The following is a 20,048-nucleotide window of genomic DNA, read 5'->3' as shown; positions in this document are numbered from 1 at the left end:
ATGATATAGTAAGAAATATAAAAAATATAAGGAGTTGCAAAAATGCCAAAAGTATTGATTGCTACCGAGAAACCCTTTGCTAAAGAAGCAGTACAAAAGATTAAAAGTGAGTTTGATGCCGCAGGATATCAGCAGGTATGGTTGGAGAACTATACTGACCCGGAAGAACTTCGTAAGGCAGCTGCCGATGCGGAAGCTTTGATTGTGCGTAGTGATATTGTGGATGAAGCTTTATTTAATGCCGCTCCCAAACTAAAGATTGTGGTTCGTGCTGGTGCAGGATATGATAATATTGACCTTGCAGCTGCAACTGCACATAATGTAATCGTGATGAATACCCCCGGACAGAATTCTAATGCTGTAGCGGAACTGGCTCTCGGTCTAATGATTTATATGGCTCGGGGAAAGTTTAATGGAAAAAGCGGAACTGAGCTTGCGGGCAAAAAACTCGCTCTATTCGGTTTTGGCTATGTAGGAAGTCGCTTAGCTAAGATGGCTAAGGGGATGGATATGGAAGTCTATGCCTATGACCCCTACATCAGTTCAGAAATAATGATTCAACAAGGAGTCACTCCACTGAATAAAGTTGAAGATATCTTTACCACTGGAGATTATATCTCTCTTCATATACCTGCTACTGCAGAGACCAAAAAATCCGTAAACTGGAATTTACTCAAGCTGGTTAAAGATAATTGCATCCTGGTCAACACCGCTCGCAAAGAAGTCATTGATGAAGATGCCCTGATACAAGCCTTACAAGAAAAGAATAAGTTCCGCTATGTAAGTGATATAGCACCAGATTGCAGTGAAAAACTTATGGCTGAATTTGCTGAACGAGTCTTCTGGACTCCAAAGAAAATGGGAGCTCAAACAGAAGAAGCTAATACCAATGCAGGTGTGGCGGCTGCGCGTCAAATTATAGCTTTCTTTGAAAAAGGCGACACCACTTTTCAAGTTAACAAATAACTCATCATTCTAACCCCATAAAAATAACCCCGGTATCAAAACCGGGGTTATTTTATAATAGATTTATTTTTTACTCTGCTTTCTCTACCGGAACCACAGAAACATATTTTCTGCCTGCACCCTTAGTTTCAAACTTCACATACCCTTCTGCTAAACTGTAAATAGTGAAATCTCTACCCATTCCTACATTTTTTCCCGGGTGAATCTTTGTCCCTTTCTGACGGACTATTATGTTTCCAGGAATCACATATTCATTCCCATACTTTTTTACACCACGATATTTGGGATTGCTATTTCTGCCATTTCGGCTACTTCCAACACCTTTTTTATGTGCCATAATATCTCTCCTTAGGGAACCCTAATGCCGGTTACTTTAACATTAGTAAATTGTTCACGATATCCTTTCTTAACTCTATAGCCTTTTCTGCGCTTAGCATGGTAAATTATCTTTTTCTTACCTTTTCCATTACCAATAACTTCTGCCAGAACTGCTGCACCTTCTATAACGGGTTGTCCCACTTTAATTTCATCATCGTTTCTAACGAGTAAAACCCTATCAAACTCAAGAGTTTGACCTGGTTTTGCCGTCTTCAGCAGGGGAACACTTAGAACGGTGTTTTCTTCTGCCCTATACTGAAATCCTTTAATTTCAACGATGGCATACATTTTTACTCCTAAATTTCTTTATTCTTTAACCTTCTTTATAGGACAAGAATATAAGTCAAGAGAAATGTTTTTATCTTCTCTGAAAAGGATAAAATCCTCCCTGGGGAAAGGACCTATAAACATGTGCACATTTAAATACCACTTCCTGCTTTATTTTCATTGACAGAAATACTAATTTTCTCTATGAAGAAAAGTAAGGAGAAATATATGGCGATAGAAAAAGCTGAATCTATCAATTTTATGATGGATGAAATGTGGAAATGGAAAATGATGGAAGAAAAGTTTGATAATATGCTCAAACTTTATAACTATCATGAGATTCATCTTCCTATATTGCAAAATCGCCACTTGTTGCAACAGGGAATAACCGCCTTTATGCAAAAGGAAGAACCTGAGTTCATTTCCCGTCAGACCTTGAATATTAATAACCAAAACAATCCGGAAAATCAACTCAGTTTACGTCCAGAAGGTACGATTAGTGTTTTGTATCGTGCAGCTTCATTATATCGGAAAGGAGATGTTTTCCGCTATTATTATCAAGGTCCAATGTTTCATCGGAGTCGTGAAGGTGTAGCTCAAGAATCTTCTCAACTTGGTGTTGAGCTGGTGGGAACTTCCAATATTCTCTCAGAAAATGAAATCATTAGTCTGGGAATTAGATTACTAAATGAAGTGGGCTTTTATGATGCCACATTAAAACTTAATAGTTATGGATGTGAGAACTGCCGGAGACAGTTTTTTATAGATGTGAAAACAGAGTTGAAAACTCATTCTGATAGATATTGTCCCGATTGTCTGCAAGAACTGGGTGCTAATCCTTTTGCTGCCACTCATTGTGAGAATGAGCACTGTCAACATAGTCTTCCACCTCTGTTGCAAATGAGTAACTATCTCTGTGCAGAATGTAAAGCCAGATTTGAGCAAATAAAGAAAATGCAAGCTAATCTGGGGAATATTTATAAAGTAGACCCCTATTTAACCAAGAATTTTGCTTATTACAATGGAACCGTATTTGATTTTGTGGTCAAACAGCAAGATAATGAGTTAGTTGTTGGCGATGGAGGTAGATACGATTATCTTTCCGAACGCTTAACTGGAAGAAAGATTCCCGCTATTGGTTTCCATCTGGATTTAGATTTGATATTCCAGCTGATGGAAGAACGGAACCTTTTCTTGATGTTTGATAATGATTTTTCGGTCTATATTTATGCACAATCTCCTGAACTGGAAATGATGGTATTACAAATTGCCCAGGAACTTCATTCGCAAAATATTATAACCGTGCTGGGCACGGAAGAAAAACCAGAAGATAATTTAAAACAAGCTCAAGCACATAAGTGTGATTTAATGATTACTTTACGAGAAGAAAATATTAGAGAAGGAAAGTTATTACTCTATAATCTGGAACATAATGAACAAACTTATATTCCTCTGAATCGCCTTTTGGATGCGGTTCAGTTAGTTCGTAAAACCTTAAAAAAATAATAGGAGTTATCTTATGCAATCCGTAAACACTCATCTCGCACCCGCTGCTATTGGACCTTATTCACAGGGGATATTAATGAATAATACTCTTTTTATCTCCGGGCAATTGGGTATAGACCCTCGTACCGGTGATATGCCTATGAGCTTTGAAGCCCAAGCTAATCTTGTTTTTAACCATTTAAAAGCTATATTAGATGCAGCCAGTATGGGCTTTGCGCATGTGGTCAAAGTCACCGTCTATCTGGATGATATGAATCATTTTTCTACTCTAAATGAGATTTATACGCGTAATTTCAGCGCACCATTTCCTGCTCGGGAAGTGGTAGAAGTCTCTCGTCTTCCCAAAGATGCAATGATAGAAATCTCCGTTATAGCAATGAAATAAATATGAGTATCATCACCAGAAAAGGAGATGAAGGTAAGACCAGCTTATATAGTGGCGAAAGAGTCTGGAAAGATAATCTGCGGGTTAAAGCCTATGGAACAGTAGATGAACTGGATACCTTTATTAGCGATGCCAAAAATTTAATTACTAATCCAACCTATTTTCAGCTGCTGGAAGAGGTTCAGAAGATTCTATACAGAATGATGGGTGAGTTAGCCACTAAAAATAATAATTATCCAGAACCGATAACTGCTGAAGAAGTTCAAAAGTTAACGGAACAAGTTCAAGCTCTGGAAGAAAAAACACCTCTGCATGGTTTTGTAATACCAGGGTCTTTACCAGTTTCCGCAAGATTGGATATATGTCGCACTATTGCTCGTAGAGCAGAAAGAGAGATAGTTACTCTTGCCCGAAAAGAGCAAGTGCCCCCTGAAATTTTACAATATATAAACAGACTTTCGGATTTCCTGTTTATGTTAGCCCGCACTTTAGAAGCAGAGGCAGGAGTCCTTAACTATTTAAAACCGAATAAATAAATTATAGAGGAGCAACACTATGTATAAAATAGTATTAGTTAGACATGGTGAAAGTATCTGGAACCGGGAGAATCTATTTACGGGATGGACGGATGTAGACCTCTCAGAAAAGGGAATTGAAGAAGCTCATAGTGCTGGAAAACGTCTATTAGAAGCTGGATTTGACTTTGATGTTTGCTGGACTTCTGTGTTAAAAAGAGCTATCAGAACGCTCTGGATTATCTTGGATGAAATGGATCGGATGTATCTACCTATCCACAATGACTGGCGTCTAAATGAGCGTCATTATGGTGCTTTACAGGGATTGAATAAAGCAGAGACAGCAGCAAAATATGGTGAAGAGCAGGTGAAACTATGGCGCAGAAGTTATGATGTTCCGCCTCCACCCTTAGATAAAGATGATCCAAGATATCCAGGAAAAGATCCGCGTTACGCTCATCTTTCTCCTGAACAGATTCCTGTGGGTGAATCTCTAAAGGATACCTGCAAAAGAACTATGCCTTTCTGGGAAGAGGTCATTGTCCCACGTTTAGCGGCAGGAAGAAAAATACTTATTTCTGCTCATGGTAATAGCCTTAGAGCTATAGTGAAAAATCTGGATAGTATCAGTGATGCGGATATCGTTAATGTTAATATTCCCACGGGAATCCCTCTCATTTATGAATTCAATGATGACCTTAGTGTTATCCGTCATTATTATCTTGCCAGTGAAGAAGAATTAGCTGAAGCAGTAAGTGCAGTAGAAAGTCAGGGGAAAGCTAAAAAGTAAATTTTCCTTGACGAAGAGACTATTCTTAAAATAATAAATAAAAAAAATATAGGAGTTAGAAATGGCAGTAAAGATTGACAAAGATATTTGCATCGGTTGTGCTGCTTGCATAGATATCTGTCCCACAGGTTCTTTATCTATGCAAGAGGACAAAGCCGTTTGTGATGAAGGCACCTGCATAGATTGTGGTTCTTGTATTCCAGTCTGTCCAGTGCAAGCTATTTCGGAATAAACTTATAAACAGGTCATTATCGCGGAAGAGGGTGTTTCTTCTTCCGCTTTATTTTCTTTAGGAGGAGGATATAATGAAACATAACTTATTATTTTTGCTACTTTTAATCCCTGGACTCATCCTGATTCCCTTAAATGCTACAGATGTGAGTGGCAATCAATCAGGAACCTGGACTATAGCTAATAGCCCTTATAATATCATCGGTGATGTTACAGTTCCCAACAATTCTTCTTTATCCATAGAACCTGGTGTACAAATTTATGCTATGGGTAATTTCTATCTCACCGTGCAGGGTACTTTAAGTGCAATTGGAACCGTAACCGATACCATCCGATTTAAAAGCGGACAAAACGATCCTAATGCTTTATGGAAAGGTATTAGGTTAGAAAATGAAACTCAAACCAGTTACATATCTTATTGCTACCTGGAAAAAGCTGAATATGGTGTAAATTCAGTTAATTCACCGGTCCAAATAACTCATAGCCGTTTTTCCTACAATCAGAAAGCAATGCAAATCTTTGCTATCGGAGCATCTAATCCAGCAAATGTCCTTGTTTCGGAAAACATTATTGAACGGAGCATCCAGAATGGTATAATGGTTGTTCAAAACAGTGATTTAGTGATTGAAAATAATGAGATTCGTTATAATGGCACAGGTTCTCAATATATGGCAGCTATTCAGCTTTCCAATCAATCTTCCAATGGTTCAAACTCGCCTTTAATTCAGAATAATCACATTCATCACAATTTTAAACAGGGTATAACTGCCTGGGATTTGGTGGCTGTTAATGCCATTCAACCTCAAATCTTGAATAATATAATTGAAAACAATCTAACCGGTATCTACCTACTAAATTCTTCTGGTTATATTGCAGATAATATCATCAGAAATAACTTTATCCCTGGAGATGCCAATTCTGGTGCAGGAGTGATGGTAACTGGTGCTACCAGTGAACCCTATTTTGAGCGTAATCAAATCTATGGTAATTTCACGGGCTTTTATTTAGGGCAGAATGCTAAACCCTGTTTAGGCAATCTATCTATCTATCATAGCTGGGCTCAAGGTGAAAATGCCATCTATAATAATATTGATGAGTCCAATACTCTTCATAGCGTTTATACCTATTCTTATACCGATCCCAGTATTGTAATTTATGCCGAAAACAACTACTGGGGCACCACAGATCCTGCAGAAATTGCTGCAGGTATTCTTGATCATATGGATAATCCCTCACTTCCTACTGTTGATTTTGAACCATTTTTGCTTGTATATAACACCACCACGGTTACTGGTCAGATTACCTATAATGGAAACTTTAACCTTATAAATCATCGTCTCCAGATGATAGGAGTGGATTCAGGAGAAATCTTAGCCGAAGAATTTATTAATCCTCAGTATCCTTTCTCACATACTTCCCTGTTAACTGAACCTTTCTATGTTGTTGTTTTAGCGGATGTAGCAGGTATAGACCAAACATTTTATGGGACACCTGGTGGTGTATTACAACCTCAAACCTTCAATCCCAGTCCTAATCAAACGATAAATGTTGGCTCTATAGAAATAAGTGAAATTCCTCCTACCATCTATCAAACTATTGGAACCCCAATGATGATAGGCACTCATAATTGTTATCCTTTATACCATCGCTTCTTTGTCTATCATTGGGATTACATTAACTGGCTGTATGAAGCAGGAGATTATCTCTATTTAGCTCGTCACGAACGCTATAATCCTGAGGGGAACATAATCTTCAATTTGCCCGAAGGAACGGTTTGGGATAAAGTTCATAATCTTAATCCAGGAAATAACTGGACTCGTACTGAAATTATAGATGAAAATGGCACTCAGCTACAATCTAACTTCCAGTTTAGGTTTGTAACTGAAATAGATGGTATTGTTGATAAATTCCCTCCCAGAGATTATTTCTATTTTATCATTATCCAGAAAGACGTTAGCACCCAAGCTATTCTAAGTGTAAAGCTATTGCTAACAGAATCTAATATTACCAGATTATATACTTACAATGAAGAGGGCTATGCCAAGAGAGTTGATGATATATCTACAAATGCAGAAACACCATATCTCCAGGAAGGAAACTGGTGGGAATTTGACCCTATTGATCCTATCTATCAACCACAATGGTTATGCTATGACTTAGACGCCTATATAGTACAAAATCTCATTCTTTATTGGCAACCTCCTATGGCTGATGGGATACATCAATGGACTTCCTATCGTATTTACGATTCTTATAATCAAATAACCCCTCAATTAATAGCGGAAGTTCCCTTTTCTCAGACTTTTTGGCAGAGAAATATAACTTATACTGACCATTATATCCTAACTGTCTGTGCCTTTGATGGTAACACTGAAAGTTTACCTACTAATTATGTCATAGTTAATCCTACTGCTTATAATGACCCTATGGCTACACCTCCAGTTCTATCTATTCATCCAAATCCTGCTTGTTTTTCCGTTAACCAGCAAGTAGAAATAGCTATTAAAAGCGATGTTAATTTAAAAGGAAAAATCAATATCTATAATATTCGGGGACAAGTAGTAAAAACTATCCCCTTAGATAATAAAGGAGATTTTTCTTATCATTGGAATGGGAAGGATAATAAGGGAATTCAATGCTCTTCAGGAATCTATTTTGTTACAGTTAAAATTCCGGGAGTTCCACTCTTGCAAAAGAAATTGGTGCTGATGAAATAAACTTTCTCATTGCTTAAACTTAATTATTTAGAGCTTATAAAGTTACCTATAAATTGAGCAGTGATTATTAAAATTAAACTGCTGAAGGTTAAAAATATTTAAAATTATAACCATAATCGGGAGTAAATCTAATGTTATATTCACCGAGTAGAATCTTCTTTGGTGAGAATGCCTTAACTAAAGCTGAGCTCTATCTTATAAGACTGGGAACTAAACCTTTAATCGTAACCGGGAAAAGCAGTGCAAAATTAAGTGGTGCTTTAGATGAACTTATCCCCATTTTAAAGAAGGCTGAGCAGGATTATGCCATATTTGATAGAGTGCAAGAAAACCCTTCTTGGGATATAGTTAGAGAAGGTGCAAGGTTTCTGAAAGATGCTCAGTGCAATTATCTTATCGCTATCGGAGGGGGTAGTCCTATTGATGCAGCGAAAGCTATGGCTCTAATTACTGCAAATAATCTCTTTGAAGAAGAGAATCTTACCCCGGATAAATTTTCTCAAACCCTTCCTCTGGTAGCAATTCCTACTACAGCCGGGACAGGAAGTGAAGTAACTCAATATTCCGTATTAACTGATACCAGTACAGGTATAAAAGCAGGTTTTGGTACGGAACTCGCATTTCCCACTTTGGCTATCTGTAACCCGCGTTATACTTTAAGCTTAAATGCTACTATCACCCTTCATACTGCAATTGATGCATTTTCACATCTCTTAGAAGGTATCTTTTCTAATAAAAGACAACTTTTACTTTATCCTTTGATTCAAGCCGGAATTGAGGCTATAATGAAAAACCTGGAAATAGCACTAAATTCACCAAATAACCTTCAAGCCAGAACTAAGTTGATGCAAGCTGCTCTCTATGGAGGTATCACTATAGCCCAGACGGGAACGACGCTGCAACATTCTCTGGGATATCCTCTTACCACTCATTTTGGCATTTCACACGGACTTAGCAATGCAATAGTGCTGAGGCAGGTTATGGAATTCTACTATCCTTATATAAAAGAAGAATTAGATATCCTTTTCTCTAATTTAGACATTACCCGGGAAGATTTTGAAAACTGGCTGGATAGATTCCCATTAAAGGCAGAATTTGACCTGAGTGAAGAGTTTATAGAAAGCCATATAGCGGAAGTGCTGGCAAGCAGGAATATGGCAAACACACCTATCAAGGTGAAAGAAGAGGATATCCGGAAAATTTATAAAAGCCTGAAATAAAATTTAGTTAAGCATCCGTCTCCGAAAAGATACTCCTTAAATCCCATTGAATAATCTTTTCCAAAGGAAGACCTTCCCGCCAATCAGTACCTTCCATAATCGGTTCTTCCATTGCTCTGGATATAATTTTGATTGTGGCTTTTATTGAAGAATCAAAATCATAATCATTAACTAAACCGGAAAGCAAAAGTGCCGAAAAACAATCTCCTGCTCCTGGATAGATACCATCTTTCTTAACAAAGGGATAGGTGCTTAATTTGTCTAATTTTGCTTGATAATATATAACCTTCAAACTATCAGAAACCGAGCCAGGTACAGAAGTTACCACTATGTGTTGTGGACCATATTCACTAATTTTTCGGCACCAATCTAAAAGTTCATTTTCTTCACTTATTTTTCTAATTACTCCTTTTGCCAGCCAGGCAGCTTCCGAGTAATTGGGAGTGATAACATCTGCTAAACTGATAAGTTCTCTCATAGCAACTATCATATTATCGTCATAACAGGAATACAATTTACCATAATCGCCCATCACAGGATCAATCAGTACTAATTTAACTTTTTCTCTCCAAGATTCTATCACTTTTCCTATTTGCACAACTTGCGCCGGTGAAGCCAGAAATCCACTGCTGATAGCATCAAAAGAAAGTCCTATCTCCTGCCAATGTGCATTAATTTTATCCAAATAGGAACTCATATCAATCCATATTGGTTCAGGATAATCCGTGTTAGCGGAAAGATAGGCAGAAGGAAGAGCACAAACTCTAATACCCATCCTATACATAATAGGGATGCAAACCATCAGAGAAGTGTGTCCGAATCCGGAAAAATCATGTATTGCGAGAATTCTTTTGCTTTTATTTTCCATAATTATCTTCTATCCTGTTAAATTATAATCAAATTTTAAGGGTTTCTCATTTAGCAAATAAATCTGAGGAAATCTTCAGTTTTTATTTCACCTATCTAATGAATATTCAATGCATTAGCTAACATATTTGTCATAATAATTCCTAACTTATTCATTTTAAGGGACTTACCTCCTCTCCCTTGACTCTCTCTTGACTCTCTCTTAGCTCTTTTGATAAGCAGGAGATAAGTGAGAGATAAGAAAGAAAAATTATCAAGACAAAATAAGGTAAAGAACATATCCGGGCTATAGGAAGAAACAAGTTTAAGTTTGTGGTACATATTGAGGGCGATAATTTTTCACCATTTCCAGGTTATACATCCCCTTATAATGTTCCCCTTCTGCTTGAGGTTGGTAATGATAGATAGTAGCAGAAGTGAAATTTCCCAGAGCAATCCCGAGAGCCATACAGATAGCATTGGGCGAGCTCTGGAAGATATGCAATCTTTGCCAGTGATAACTCTTTTTCAGATAGTTAAGTAAAGAATTGGTCTCTTGCACGATTCTCAGCCAATCCGAGTCCAGATTGATTTGTCCCTGACTTTCCTTCAAGGAGATGAAAAGAGTTCCAGAATCCGGGAATAAAGGTTTAAAATAATTAATCACTTCCTGATAGGGATTATGACTACCAAAATATAAGATTAGAGCAAGGTCGGTCATTTGATTGGATATAGCATCTATTTCATACTTAATATGAGTGAAAGAATGGGGATCAAAGGACACATTTTTCAATACTCGGGCATTATTTGGACGATAAAGTCTGAAGACAGGAAGATATTCCTGATTAGAAACTTCCCAGTGACAGATATAGATTGGGCGATTGAACCCGAAAATAACTCCGATGCCAAACTGAAGAGAGCTCAACATTCCGGCATACCAGAAGATTGCTTTACGAGTGCCAAGCTTTTGTTCCACTCTATCAAAGTGGTCTATTCCCCCCAGAAAAGCCTGCCAGACTTCTGGAATAAAAGGAAAATCTCCTTCTTTAAAGATGGAGAGGCACTCCACATTCAAACCGGTAAATTCAAATAAAGCCTGGAGATTGAAAAGAGGATATTCCTTTTGAATAGCTGCTTCCATTTTTAATAACCAGGAAGACTTTTTATCTGGTGTTCCACTACTTTGCACCAGGGGAACGGGAAGTTCGCAGCTATTAAGCCAGAACTCCAACTCTTCAAGAGATTTAACTGCAGTAATTAATCTTTTCCCATAGACTTCACAACACTGTTTTTTCTCAGTCAATTGAGCTGGTGACAAGATTTTACCTGATTCATTCACAACTCCCGAAAAGCAAAAATCCTTCAAATCATCGGGATTATCTGCGATTAATGCGGCAGAAGTTGCTGCCATCCAGGAATCGCCTACAAAATCCTCTGTGAATACCATCAGAAAACTTTTCCCGGTCAATTGAGCAAGCATATTGGCTTGTTCAGCATAGATTTTATTAAAACAGATGGCTCTGGATTCGGTTGAACTGAAGGGGAAAATAAGAACTTCAGCGAGGATTCCATTACTTTGTTGGTCCACTACAGGGAAAGAAGCTTTTCTTAAGCGGGATTGAAAAAGTTCGGAAAATTGACCTGGATTCAAATTAAGACTTTTAGCCAGCTCTTCATCCTGATGAGATTTAGCAATTAAAGCAAGCCAGGCAAAGGCACTAACCTTATTTGAATAGGGATTAAAAAGCAAATCAATGATGGGCAACCAATCTTCTTCAGAAAAATTATTGGCATTCAGATAGTCCAGAATTTTATTTTTCAGGAGTTCAGTTCCTTCCTTTAAATAGGCAGTTACAAGCTCAGGAAAAGTCATTTTTTCTCCTCTTCTTCCATTTCAATGCGGATATTTAACAATTCTTGTATAGATTTGAGGTCTCTAAACCCTATCACACCTAACCGCAATCTTCTGGGGATATAGCCCTCAAAAACGCACTCGGTACAGATATAAATCCTTCCAGCTTTATCTATATAATCCTCATCTGGATAGAGAAAAACTCTGCCATCAGATTCTTTTACCAGAGTATGAGTGAGCGCATAAAAGATATTAGAGGATTTTGGTTGCCTCATTAAATCAAAAGCTTCCGTTAAAGTTGGTCGGGCAGCAGCGTATTTACTGATTGATAGTTCTTCTTTCTTCATCAGCAAATCTACCATCGGTGACAAATCTATAGCATTTTCATCTACATTTCTAAAGCGGAAATGGCTGGTCAATTGATACTCTTTGAACCTGAATCCCAGTTTCCACTTATCCTGAATGGCAGAAAAATCTATCCTTTTCCGTATCTGCTCTTCCTTCTTAATATTATCAAAAGCTTCCTGCAATGCCAGAACACTCACGGTATCCAGATAATCCAGCACTACACTATATTCAATTTCTTCTGGATAAAGCAAAAAATTGTTATATGGATCAATTAAGTATTCACCGCTATAGCCAGGTGCGATAATATCTGTATTCAGTGCATAACGAACAAAAGAGCTGGCTTTCATCGCCAGAAAAAGTCCATTTTCTTTAAGCTCTAACGGTGTATAATTGATAAGTTTACCAGAGTGACTAAGCTGACGAATAGTCCCCAGCACTTGAGTCTCTATCGGTTCTATAATATTCTTCTTTTCAACTATGATACTGGCTTCACCTGCCTCTGTGATCAAGCTTTCTATTTTTTCTTTATCTTCATTAAAATCAAATCTATCTTCTAAGGAGTCCAGATAGATTTCAAAGAGTTCTTTTTCTAAATCTTCGTTTTTCATTAGAGTTTTCCCGCCTTTGTTTTCTTATTATATAGATATGTTGGAGAAGGAGGGGTTTTCTGACATAATTCTGGCATATACAGCTTGAAAAAAGCTCTAATTTCATCCTTGTTATATTGGGTGAGTAGTTCATTAAAGTCTGCACGCAATCGCTGATGCAATTTATATATATTGTTTTCACTTTCTGCCTTAAGTCTTTCAGTTTTAATCCCGTTGACCTTATCATAATATTCACAGAGCAGGTTTATTTTATTGAGGGACCATTCTTGCTTTATCTGAATATACAACTTTTCTGCACCCCTGCGGTTCTCTTCTTCCAGAATAATCTCGCCCATAGTTTTAATCTTAGCAGGTTGATATATTTCTTTGCAGGAAGAATTCATAAGATTATCATCATAATTAGATTCAGCAGATTCCAAATCTTTTATTATCTTATTATTGCATTGAATTATGATATTTTGAAAAACTCGGGTTAGATAACGATACAACTGTTCACCATTCTTTCCTTCCAGGTTTTTCTTCAGAGAATCCAACTGCGGACAAATTAAATATAAAAAATCCCCTGCTCTACTTACTCTTGTTACCCAATAGCTTATGTTTCTTTTAGAGCATAAATCGTAAATGAGCTTTTCTTGCTTTTTCTGTAGAGAAGGAATTAATGAGATTAGATAAAATATATCGGTATCAGATAGCTCTTTCTCAGGATAAAGCTGGAATATTTGCCAGAGTTTAGCTATAATCTTTTGCCAGCTTCGCTCTTCTAAAGATAAACTATTATACCAGGATTGATATTTATTCTGGTCACAACTATAGAGCATTATTCAATCCTCAGCAGCAGATATTAGGGGAAAAAGGAAAGAAAAACAATGGATTAAGGAAAGTGAAAGGTTCAAAATGGATGGTGCAAAGGGAAGATTCGGTATTTTTTCTACCACTTTACCTTCCCTGTTTATTTAGGAGCGCGGGATTTGTCCTTTTACAACAGGGTGCAGTGTTTAGGCACTGCACTCTGTTCTTGAAGGTAAAGAACAGATGAGTGTATGTCACTTGACATTAAAGTTATCCAGAAACTGTTGTAAAATGGCTGCCCGAGAAGGATGACGCAATTTTTTAAGTGCTTTTTCTTCTATTTGACGCACTCGTTCACGCGTAACCTGAAAGATTTTCCCTACTTCTTCCAATGTACGATGATAACCATCGTCAATACCAAAACGAAGGCGAATAACTCGCTCTTCACGAGTGGTGAGAGTTTTCAGCACTTCATCTACCTGTTTTTTCAACATAGTGCGTTCTGCCAGTCTTTCTGGACTGATAGTAGAACGGTCTGGAATAAAATCGCTGAGCACACTTTCTTCATTATCATGACTGATAGGTTTATCCAGAGACACAGGCTCCTTGGCTATGGATAGCACACTCTTCACTTTATCTACTGGCATATCCAGCACTTCTGCGATTTCTTCAGGATAAGGGTCTCTGCCCAGCTTTTGTTGAAGACGACGAGTGGTCCTATTAATCTTATTGATAGATTCAATCATATGAACGGGAATACGAATAGTGCGAGCTTGGTCGGCAATCGCACGAGTTATAGCTTGACGAATCCACCAGGTGGCATAAGTGCTAAATTTATAACCTTTACGATAATCATATTTTTCCACGGCACGCATTAATCCAGTATTTCCTTCTTGAATAAGGTCTAAGAATTCCAGGCCTCTATTATTGTAATGTTTGGCAATAGAGATGACCAGACGAACATTAGCTTCAATCATTTCATGTTGTGCTCTTTCCTTATTTCTTTCAGCTCTTTCTATCTCCCGGAGTAAGAAAATAAGGTCGGAACCAGTCATCTTGGTTTCCAGCTCCACCCGACGAATCTTACGACGAGCATTCTTAATTTTGCGCAGAGTCTCTATAAAGATTTCCGGATCTATACCGGTTTCCTTTTTGACTTCTTCAAAGTCCTCAGGAGATTTTTTTGCTCGACGACCATAAGTGCATATCTCATCTATAGTATAGCGTTCTATGCGGGTTAACTCGTTAATAATGGTATAACTTTCTTCTATTCTCTCCACTAAACTGCGAATCCGATAGACCATTCGCTTAATAAGTTTCTCATTATAAGAAAGCTGATTAAAAGTATTAACAATATCATTGCGTAAAGCTTCAATTTCCTCCTGACGAGTAGCATTTCCACTTTCATCATAATCACAACTATCTAAAATCTCACCAATTTTATTAAAGGTAGCTTCGTTTTTCTTCAATATTTCTTTGAATTGTTCTATGATAACCGTGTCTTGTTTTTTATCTATCCAGGTTCCCAGGTCTATATGGAAAATCTGATCCAGACGAACTCTATGTTCGCGAAAACGATGTAAGAAATTATACATTTCCCGTAAAGTAGAACCAGATTTATATACATTTTGATTAATCATTTTCTGGTAGGTCTCAATTTTTTGAGCCACACGCACTTCACCCTCTCTATCCAGTAGAGGCACTCTTCCCATTTCTTTTAGATACATACGCACGGGGTCTTCATAATAGCGTTTATTCTTAAACTTCTTGGGCACATTAGGTTTTTTAATTGCCACACCACCTTTGGTGAGCCTTTTTTCTGTTTCATCAATTATTTCTATGCCTTCCTGACCCAGGTCAAAGATGATGTCATCTACCTTATCCAGGAAAAAGGGGCTATTAGGTAGGATATCGTTAATCTGTTTAAATGTGATATACCCTGTATCCTTACCTAACTCAACCAGTTTTTTCAGACATTCATTGTAAGTTATCATTGATTCTCCTTATCGGGTTTAAAAATCTATGTAAGGTCTTTATGGACAACCTTACTGGTCATTTGCCGGTAAAGAGCAACAAGCTTGCTCTTCTCCTTCAGCAAAGTTTTATTTTCGGGTTCTGCCATAATACGCCTATCAATATCCCTCAAATCTCTTTGTATTTTTCTAATTTTCACCTGTTCTAATACAGACATAAAGTCCAAATCCTGCATTTCTTCAAAGAGAAAATCTCCCACTAATCCTCTCAACTCCTGGTTTTCCATTAAATCCAGTAGTTGAGCCGGTTCCGAAATCATATTAGCCGAAGCATTATTAACCAGATACTTAAACAACTCTTTATACCTTTTATTGTTAAAATAATCGGGAGATAGGTCTTGAGCAAGTAAATTAAAATTATCGGGGTCCTTAAGAGCCAGGATAAGTAATTGTCTCTCTTCAGGATATTCCTCTAAAGCAGGAGTGGAATATAATCCCTCTGTTTCTACCACAGAAGTCCTATGCAACTTTGAAAATAAAGAACGAGTGGAAACATTGAAAGCTTCAGATATATCTTTCACTATCAGTTCTCGTTTGATAGGGTCTTTAATGGAACGAACCGCATCCAGAAGCTGGTCTATTCTTTCCATAAGCGGAGTTTTAGATTTAGCTTCAGCCATAAAATGTATTACATCCTTTGCTGCAGCTATTCTTTCCTGGAGTGCTTCAGGTCCTTTTTCTAAGAGAAAACTATCCGGGTCATCTTTTTCTGGCAGTTCTATAATGCTGGCATCCAGACCTTTGGATAAACATAGTAAAGCAGCTCTTTGAGCACTTTTAATTCCTGCCGCATCTCCATCATACAGCATATAAACCTTATTGGTATATCTTGCCAGAAGATAAATTTGATCTTCCGTTAAAGAAGTTCCTAAAGATGCTACGGCATTCTGAAATCCGTTTTCATAGAGCCTTAAAAAGTCAAAGTATCCCTCACAGATTAGAGCATAACCTATCTTACTGATTTCATATTTGGTCTTGAAGAAGCCATAAAGTTCTTTTCCTTTGGTGTATAATTCTGTGCCCGGAGTATTAACATATTTACCAACATTTTCATTTTCTTCCAGAATTCTGCCACCAAATGCCACCACTTCGCCAATACTGTTATGGATTGGAAACATCAATCTATTCCGGAAAAAATCAACAAGATTGCCGGAATAATTTCCAAATAGTCCTGAATCTTTGAGCAAATTTACTGAATACCCTTTATCCAGCAGATAATTTAGCAAAACCTTTTCGCCTTCCGGTGCATAACCCAGCTCCAGAGTTTTAGCTGTTTCTGGACTGATGGCACGATTTTGAAGATAGGATAGCACCTCCTTTTGTTTCATCAACTGATTAGTAAAGAAATCCCTGGTTTCAGTATAAATCCGCAATAATTGCGCTCTTTTTGTTGATGCAGGAGAAATTCTTTCCTTTTCTGGGATAACAATTCCTGCTCTTTGAGCGAGCTTCTTTACTGCTTCATAGAAGCTCATTTTTTCGTATTCCTGAACAAAGGTGAAGACATTTCCTGCTTTTCCACAGGCAAAGCACTTAAAAATCTGCTTGGGTTGACTAACATATAGGGAAGGATGAGTGTCATTATGAAAAGGACAGATACCACGCCAGTTTGTGCCCACCTTTTTCAGTGGCACATATTCCTGAACTACATCCACTATATCGTTACTTCTCCTAATTTCTTCTATCAGATTTTTATCCATAATTAAATCTTAACCAGCGTAACTCCTGTCCCTCCCTCACTGGGTAAGGGAGTTTCCAGCGATATAACCTGTTTTTTCTTCTTTAAATAATCTCGCACCTTAGTTCTCAGAGCACCTGTGCCTTTACCATGAACAATACGCAGGGTATGCAATCCTGCCAGCATAGCATCATCCAGAAATTCATCTATTAAGGGTTTTGCCTCTTCAAAGGTCAATCCAAGCAGTTTCAATTCAAACTGAGCTTTAGGAGGTGGATTGGAATGAGTTATGACCACCATTTCTTCCTTCTTGGCAGGCTTCCCTATCTCATAAAGGTTATCCAGAGCAGTCTTAAAAGTAATGCCATTCAAATCAACTATTGCTTGCTGGTCTTTAATCTCCAGGATAGTAACCTCGGTTTCCAGGGTGGCTAACCAGACTCTATCACCTTCTCGGGGAACTCTTATTTTTTGCCTTTGCTCAATCTCAGAATCGCTTAACTCTTTATTAATATCTTGCAATCTATTATTAATATCTTGCAATTTCCTTTCCGAAACTGACTTTCTTTCTTCTCGTTCCATCTTTTTCAGGGATTCTTGCTCTCTCTGATACAGCTTTTGTTGAGCTATTAGTTCTGATTGAAGCTCCTGTAAATATTTCTTTCTTCGCTCTTTTAACTCTGCATTTAAAGCAGCTTCCCGGCTTTCCAGTTCCTTCAGTTTTGATTCCAGATTTCGTGTTTTGAGTTCATACTCATAAGTAGCTCGTGCCAGGGCTTTCTTCTCTTCCTGCATCTTCTTGAGTAGCTCAGTAAATTCTATATTTTGAGAGCCACTCAGTTCCTTCGCTCTCTCAATTAAATCAGGTTCCAATCCGAGAGAAGAAGCCACTTCAATGGCAAAACTATCGCCAGGGATACCAGTAGTAAAACGATAAGTGGGAGTCAGACTTTTCAAGTCAAACTGCATTGAAGCATTCAGACAATCTGGATGAGTTTCCGCAAAAATCTTTAGAGCAGTATAATGAGTAGTGACCACAGCCTTTGATCCAAGCTCCGTTAAGCGTTCCAGTATAGCTTGAGCTAAAGCGGAACCCTGTTGAGGGTCAGTTGCTGCTCCAATTTCATCAATTAGCACCAGACTCTTGTCATCCGCAGATTTAAGCATTCTTCCTATCTTTCCAATGTGAGAAGAGAAGGTAGAAAGAGCATTTTCTATAGATTGCTCATCTCCTATATCAGCAAAGACCTGATTAAATCTACCAATCACACTATTTTCTTCCGCCGGAATAGGTAAACCTGAAAGTGCCATTAAAGTCAATAAACCAGTAGCTTTTAACAAAACTGTCTTACCACCCGTATTGGGTCCACTAAGAAGTATGATTCTTGCTGTTTCACCTAAATTCAGGTCAAAAGGTACTACTTTCTTCACATCATTCAAACTTAAAATAAGCAAAGGATGGCGAGCAGAATAAAGTTTTAATGCTGGTTCATCTACAATCTGAGGCTTTTTTGCTTTTAAAGTGTAGCAAAGTCGAGCGCAACCAAAACGGAAATCCAGCTCCGTTAAAGCTTCCTGATTGGCAATCAGGATATCCTTTTGCTCTTTAATCTGAGCAGTGAATTCATTGAAAATATTGAATATTTCTCTCTTTTCTTCCTGAAGTAGAAGCTGAAGTTCATTATTCAAGGGAACTACACTTTCTGGTTCAATAAAAAGAGTCGAACCGCTTCCGGATTGTCCCTGAACTATTCCAGGAACAAATGCACCAGCATTACCTTTTACCGGAAGCACATATCTACCTTCCCGTCGGGTAATAAACTTGTCCTGAAGAAAATTCTCATAACGAGCATCATTGAGCATATTCTGCATTGTTTTCTGGATGCTACGCTGTAATGAAGCAAATCTTTTACGGATTCTATTTAGCTCTACTGACGCAGTATCCAGAACCTCACCCTCAGGAGCAAATATCTTTTCAAAGCGGGTCTTTATCTCATTCAGAGGTTTCACTTTTTGCCACAGCTTTTTCAGCACAGGAAAATCTTCTACACTTTCCGCTTTCTCACTTACCGCTTCAGCCAGGGAAACTTGTAAATATACCTGCTGAAATTCTTCAAAACCAAAAAGAGAATATGTAGCTTCTGTAAAAAGAGGTTGCAGATTGGATAAATCAGTAAAATTGATGGAGATTCCACGATTTAGAGCCTCTTGAAGCTCGGAAACAAGTTCCAGCGATGCCTCTATCTCTGTCTTTTCTGATAGAGGTCTAAGCTGTTTTGCCCGTTCCTTGCCTAAAATACTCTCACATCGTGTATATACTTCTTCTACTAATCTGGAATATTCCAGGTCTGCATAAAGCTCTTTATCGTTCATTTACTGGAAGCTTTTTTCTCCTTTTCTTTTAATGTTTCACTTATCTGGTGGAAACGGTCTCTTTCGGAAAATTTCAATTGAGTAAAGATATCTTCTTTAAAAGTATCAACCGCTGCATAGACCCTGTGTTTAGACCCATCTTTCAGAGGAATAGTCACGCTGGGAAAGTAATCTAAAGCCACCATAAATACTATAACTATTAAGAGACCATTGGCAAACCCAAAAATCATACCTAACAACTTGTTTGGGAAAGAAAGATGCATAGCTTTAATCACTTTAGTTAAAATCCAGGCTATAAGACGAAGTAAAACCAGAATGATAATAACAAGTAAAATTACGGCTAAAATGGAAGAAGGAACCCGTCCCAGATGCAAATTTATAATCAAACTATTCCGAACCAGGGGAAAAATCTGACCTATTAACAGAAAAGCAACAAAAGCTCCATCAATTCGTACCAGCGTGGCTATAAAACCCTTCACAAATCCCTGAATGGTGAAAAATATAAGAATGGCAAGAATTAGCCAGTCTATAAAACCCATTTCTTCT

The 20,048-nt window shown here is 37.7% G+C and carries 18 protein-coding genes; 8 read left to right on the top strand and 10 right to left on the bottom strand.

Annotated features, from left to right (window positions below):
- Positions 1–42 precede the first annotated feature (42 nt).
- Entirely contained in the window at positions 43–966 is a 924-nt protein-coding gene (locus E0946_RS01300) for a 3-phosphoglycerate dehydrogenase (RefSeq protein WP_133200659.1), read from the top strand.
- Positions 967–1,036: 70 nt separating this feature from the next.
- Here E0946_RS01300 and rpmA read toward each other — a convergent pair whose 3' ends face one another.
- Entirely contained in the window at positions 1,037–1,303 is a 267-nt protein-coding gene (gene rpmA, locus E0946_RS01295; RefSeq protein ID WP_133200658.1) for a 50S ribosomal protein L27, read from the bottom strand.
- An 11-nt stretch (positions 1,304–1,314) separates the two neighbouring features.
- A complete protein-coding gene (gene rplU, locus E0946_RS01290; protein WP_133200657.1) occupies positions 1,315–1,632 on the bottom strand; it encodes a 50S ribosomal protein L21 in 318 nt (105 codons plus the stop codon).
- Between the two features lie 183 nt (positions 1,633–1,815).
- Between rplU and E0946_RS01285 the strand changes: the two genes are divergently transcribed.
- The 7 genes from E0946_RS01285 (at position 1,816) to E0946_RS01255 (ending at position 8,975) form a co-directional block, all read left to right on the top strand.
- A complete protein-coding gene (locus tag E0946_RS01285; RefSeq protein WP_133200656.1) occupies positions 1,816–3,117 on the top strand; it encodes a histidine--tRNA ligase in 1,302 nt (433 codons plus the stop codon).
- 13 nt (positions 3,118–3,130) lie between these two features.
- On the top strand, positions 3,131–3,502 hold the full coding sequence (locus E0946_RS01280) for a RidA family protein (protein WP_133200655.1): 372 nt from the start codon (positions 3,131–3,133) through the stop codon (positions 3,500–3,502).
- 2 nt (positions 3,503–3,504) lie between these two features.
- The gene (locus E0946_RS01275) at positions 3,505–4,038 is read left to right on the top strand and encodes a cob(I)yrinic acid a,c-diamide adenosyltransferase (RefSeq protein WP_133200654.1); all 534 of its coding nucleotides are present in this window, start codon (positions 3,505–3,507) and stop codon (positions 4,036–4,038) included.
- Between the two features lie 19 nt (positions 4,039–4,057).
- Positions 4,058–4,807, top strand: coding sequence for a 2,3-diphosphoglycerate-dependent phosphoglycerate mutase (gene gpmA, locus E0946_RS01270; protein WP_133200653.1), 750 nt, complete (start codon positions 4,058–4,060; stop codon positions 4,805–4,807).
- Positions 4,808–4,868: 61 nt separating this feature from the next.
- Positions 4,869–5,039: an indolepyruvate ferredoxin oxidoreductase subunit alpha gene (locus tag E0946_RS01265; RefSeq protein ID WP_133200652.1), complete on the top strand. Its 171-nt coding sequence runs from the start codon at positions 4,869–4,871 to the stop codon at positions 5,037–5,039.
- A 73-nt stretch (positions 5,040–5,112) separates the two neighbouring features.
- Entirely contained in the window at positions 5,113–7,755 is a 2,643-nt protein-coding gene (locus E0946_RS01260) for a right-handed parallel beta-helix repeat-containing protein (protein ID WP_133200651.1), read from the top strand.
- A 131-nt stretch (positions 7,756–7,886) separates the two neighbouring features.
- Complete coding sequence (locus tag E0946_RS01255; RefSeq protein ID WP_133200650.1) at positions 7,887–8,975, top strand: iron-containing alcohol dehydrogenase family protein; 1,089 nt, start codon at positions 7,887–7,889, stop codon at positions 8,973–8,975.
- A gap of 7 nt (positions 8,976–8,982) precedes the next feature.
- On the opposite strand, the gene E0946_RS01250 is transcribed toward E0946_RS01255, so the two are convergent.
- The 8 genes from E0946_RS01250 to E0946_RS01215 all read right to left on the bottom strand — a co-directional run bounded on the left by E0946_RS01250 (position 8,983) and on the right by E0946_RS01215 (position 20,041).
- Complete coding sequence (locus E0946_RS01250) at positions 8,983–9,843, bottom strand: pyridoxamine kinase (RefSeq protein ID WP_133200649.1); 861 nt, start codon at positions 9,841–9,843, stop codon at positions 8,983–8,985.
- Between the two features lie 303 nt (positions 9,844–10,146).
- A complete protein-coding gene (locus E0946_RS01245; RefSeq protein WP_133200648.1) occupies positions 10,147–11,694 on the bottom strand; it encodes an SAVED domain-containing protein in 1,548 nt (515 codons plus the stop codon).
- Entirely contained in the window at positions 11,691–12,629 is a 939-nt protein-coding gene (locus E0946_RS01240) for a hypothetical protein (RefSeq protein WP_133200647.1), read from the bottom strand. The genes E0946_RS01245 and E0946_RS01240 overlap by 4 nt, the downstream gene beginning before the upstream one ends.
- Positions 12,629–13,447, bottom strand: coding sequence for a hypothetical protein (locus E0946_RS01235; protein WP_133200646.1), 819 nt, complete (start codon positions 13,445–13,447; stop codon positions 12,629–12,631). The genes E0946_RS01240 and E0946_RS01235 overlap by 1 nt, the downstream gene beginning before the upstream one ends.
- Before the next feature lie 225 nt (positions 13,448–13,672).
- On the bottom strand, positions 13,673–15,412 hold the full coding sequence (rpoD, locus tag E0946_RS01230) for an RNA polymerase sigma factor RpoD (RefSeq protein ID WP_133200645.1): 1,740 nt from the start codon (positions 15,410–15,412) through the stop codon (positions 13,673–13,675).
- Positions 15,413–15,438: 26 nt separating this feature from the next.
- Positions 15,439–17,151, bottom strand: a complete 1,713-nt coding sequence (gene dnaG, locus E0946_RS01225; RefSeq protein ID WP_133200644.1) for a DNA primase — start codon at positions 17,149–17,151, stop codon at positions 15,439–15,441.
- 2 nt (positions 17,152–17,153) lie between these two features.
- A complete protein-coding gene (locus tag E0946_RS01220) occupies positions 17,154–19,502 on the bottom strand; it encodes an endonuclease MutS2 (protein WP_133200643.1) in 2,349 nt (782 codons plus the stop codon).
- Positions 19,499–20,041 (bottom strand): CvpA family protein, encoded by a 543-nt coding sequence (locus tag E0946_RS01215; protein ID WP_133200642.1) that lies wholly within the window; start codon positions 20,039–20,041, stop codon positions 19,499–19,501. Before E0946_RS01215 ends, E0946_RS01220 begins: the two co-directional genes overlap by 4 nt.
- Between the last annotated feature and the right edge of the window lie 7 nt (positions 20,042–20,048).

This window comes from Candidatus Syntrophosphaera thermopropionivorans (assembly GCF_004353895.1).
Taxonomy (GTDB): domain Bacteria; phylum Cloacimonadota; class Cloacimonadia; order Cloacimonadales; family Cloacimonadaceae; genus Syntrophosphaera; species Syntrophosphaera thermopropionivorans.
This window is presented reverse-complemented; position numbering and strand designations above follow the sequence as displayed.

Coding starts and splice junctions, on each gene's coding strand:
- E0946_RS01215 (WP_133200642.1), bottom strand. CDS start 20,041: ATGGGTTTTATAGACTGGCTAATTCTTGCCATTCTTATATTTTTCACC.
- E0946_RS01240 (WP_133200647.1), bottom strand. CDS start 12,629: ATGAAAAACGAAGATTTAGAAAAAGAACTCTTTGAAATCTATCTGGAC.
- dnaG (WP_133200644.1), bottom strand. CDS start 17,151: ATGGATAAAAATCTGATAGAAGAAATTAGGAGAAGTAACGATATAGTG.
- rplU (WP_133200657.1), bottom strand. CDS start 1,632: ATGTATGCCATCGTTGAAATTAAAGGATTTCAGTATAGGGCAGAAGAA.
- E0946_RS01260 (WP_133200651.1), top strand. CDS start 5,113: ATGAAACATAACTTATTATTTTTGCTACTTTTAATCCCTGGACTCATC.
- E0946_RS01285 (WP_133200656.1), top strand. CDS start 1,816: ATGAAGAAAAGTAAGGAGAAATATATGGCGATAGAAAAAGCTGAATCT.
- E0946_RS01250 (WP_133200649.1), bottom strand. CDS start 9,843: ATGGAAAATAAAAGCAAAAGAATTCTCGCAATACATGATTTTTCCGGA.
- E0946_RS01275 (WP_133200654.1), top strand. CDS start 3,505: ATGAGTATCATCACCAGAAAAGGAGATGAAGGTAAGACCAGCTTATAT.
- rpmA (WP_133200658.1), bottom strand. CDS start 1,303: ATGGCACATAAAAAAGGTGTTGGAAGTAGCCGAAATGGCAGAAATAGC.
- E0946_RS01235 (WP_133200646.1), bottom strand. CDS start 13,447: ATGCTCTATAGTTGTGACCAGAATAAATATCAATCCTGGTATAATAGT.
- E0946_RS01255 (WP_133200650.1), top strand. CDS start 7,887: ATGTTATATTCACCGAGTAGAATCTTCTTTGGTGAGAATGCCTTAACT.
- rpoD (WP_133200645.1), bottom strand. CDS start 15,412: ATGATAACTTACAATGAATGTCTGAAAAAACTGGTTGAGTTAGGTAAG.
- E0946_RS01265 (WP_133200652.1), top strand. CDS start 4,869: ATGGCAGTAAAGATTGACAAAGATATTTGCATCGGTTGTGCTGCTTGC.
- E0946_RS01280 (WP_133200655.1), top strand. CDS start 3,131: ATGCAATCCGTAAACACTCATCTCGCACCCGCTGCTATTGGACCTTAT.
- E0946_RS01245 (WP_133200648.1), bottom strand. CDS start 11,694: ATGACTTTTCCTGAGCTTGTAACTGCCTATTTAAAGGAAGGAACTGAA.
- gpmA (WP_133200653.1), top strand. CDS start 4,058: ATGTATAAAATAGTATTAGTTAGACATGGTGAAAGTATCTGGAACCGG.
- E0946_RS01300 (WP_133200659.1), top strand. CDS start 43: ATGCCAAAAGTATTGATTGCTACCGAGAAACCCTTTGCTAAAGAAGCA.
- E0946_RS01220 (WP_133200643.1), bottom strand. CDS start 19,502: ATGAACGATAAAGAGCTTTATGCAGACCTGGAATATTCCAGATTAGTA.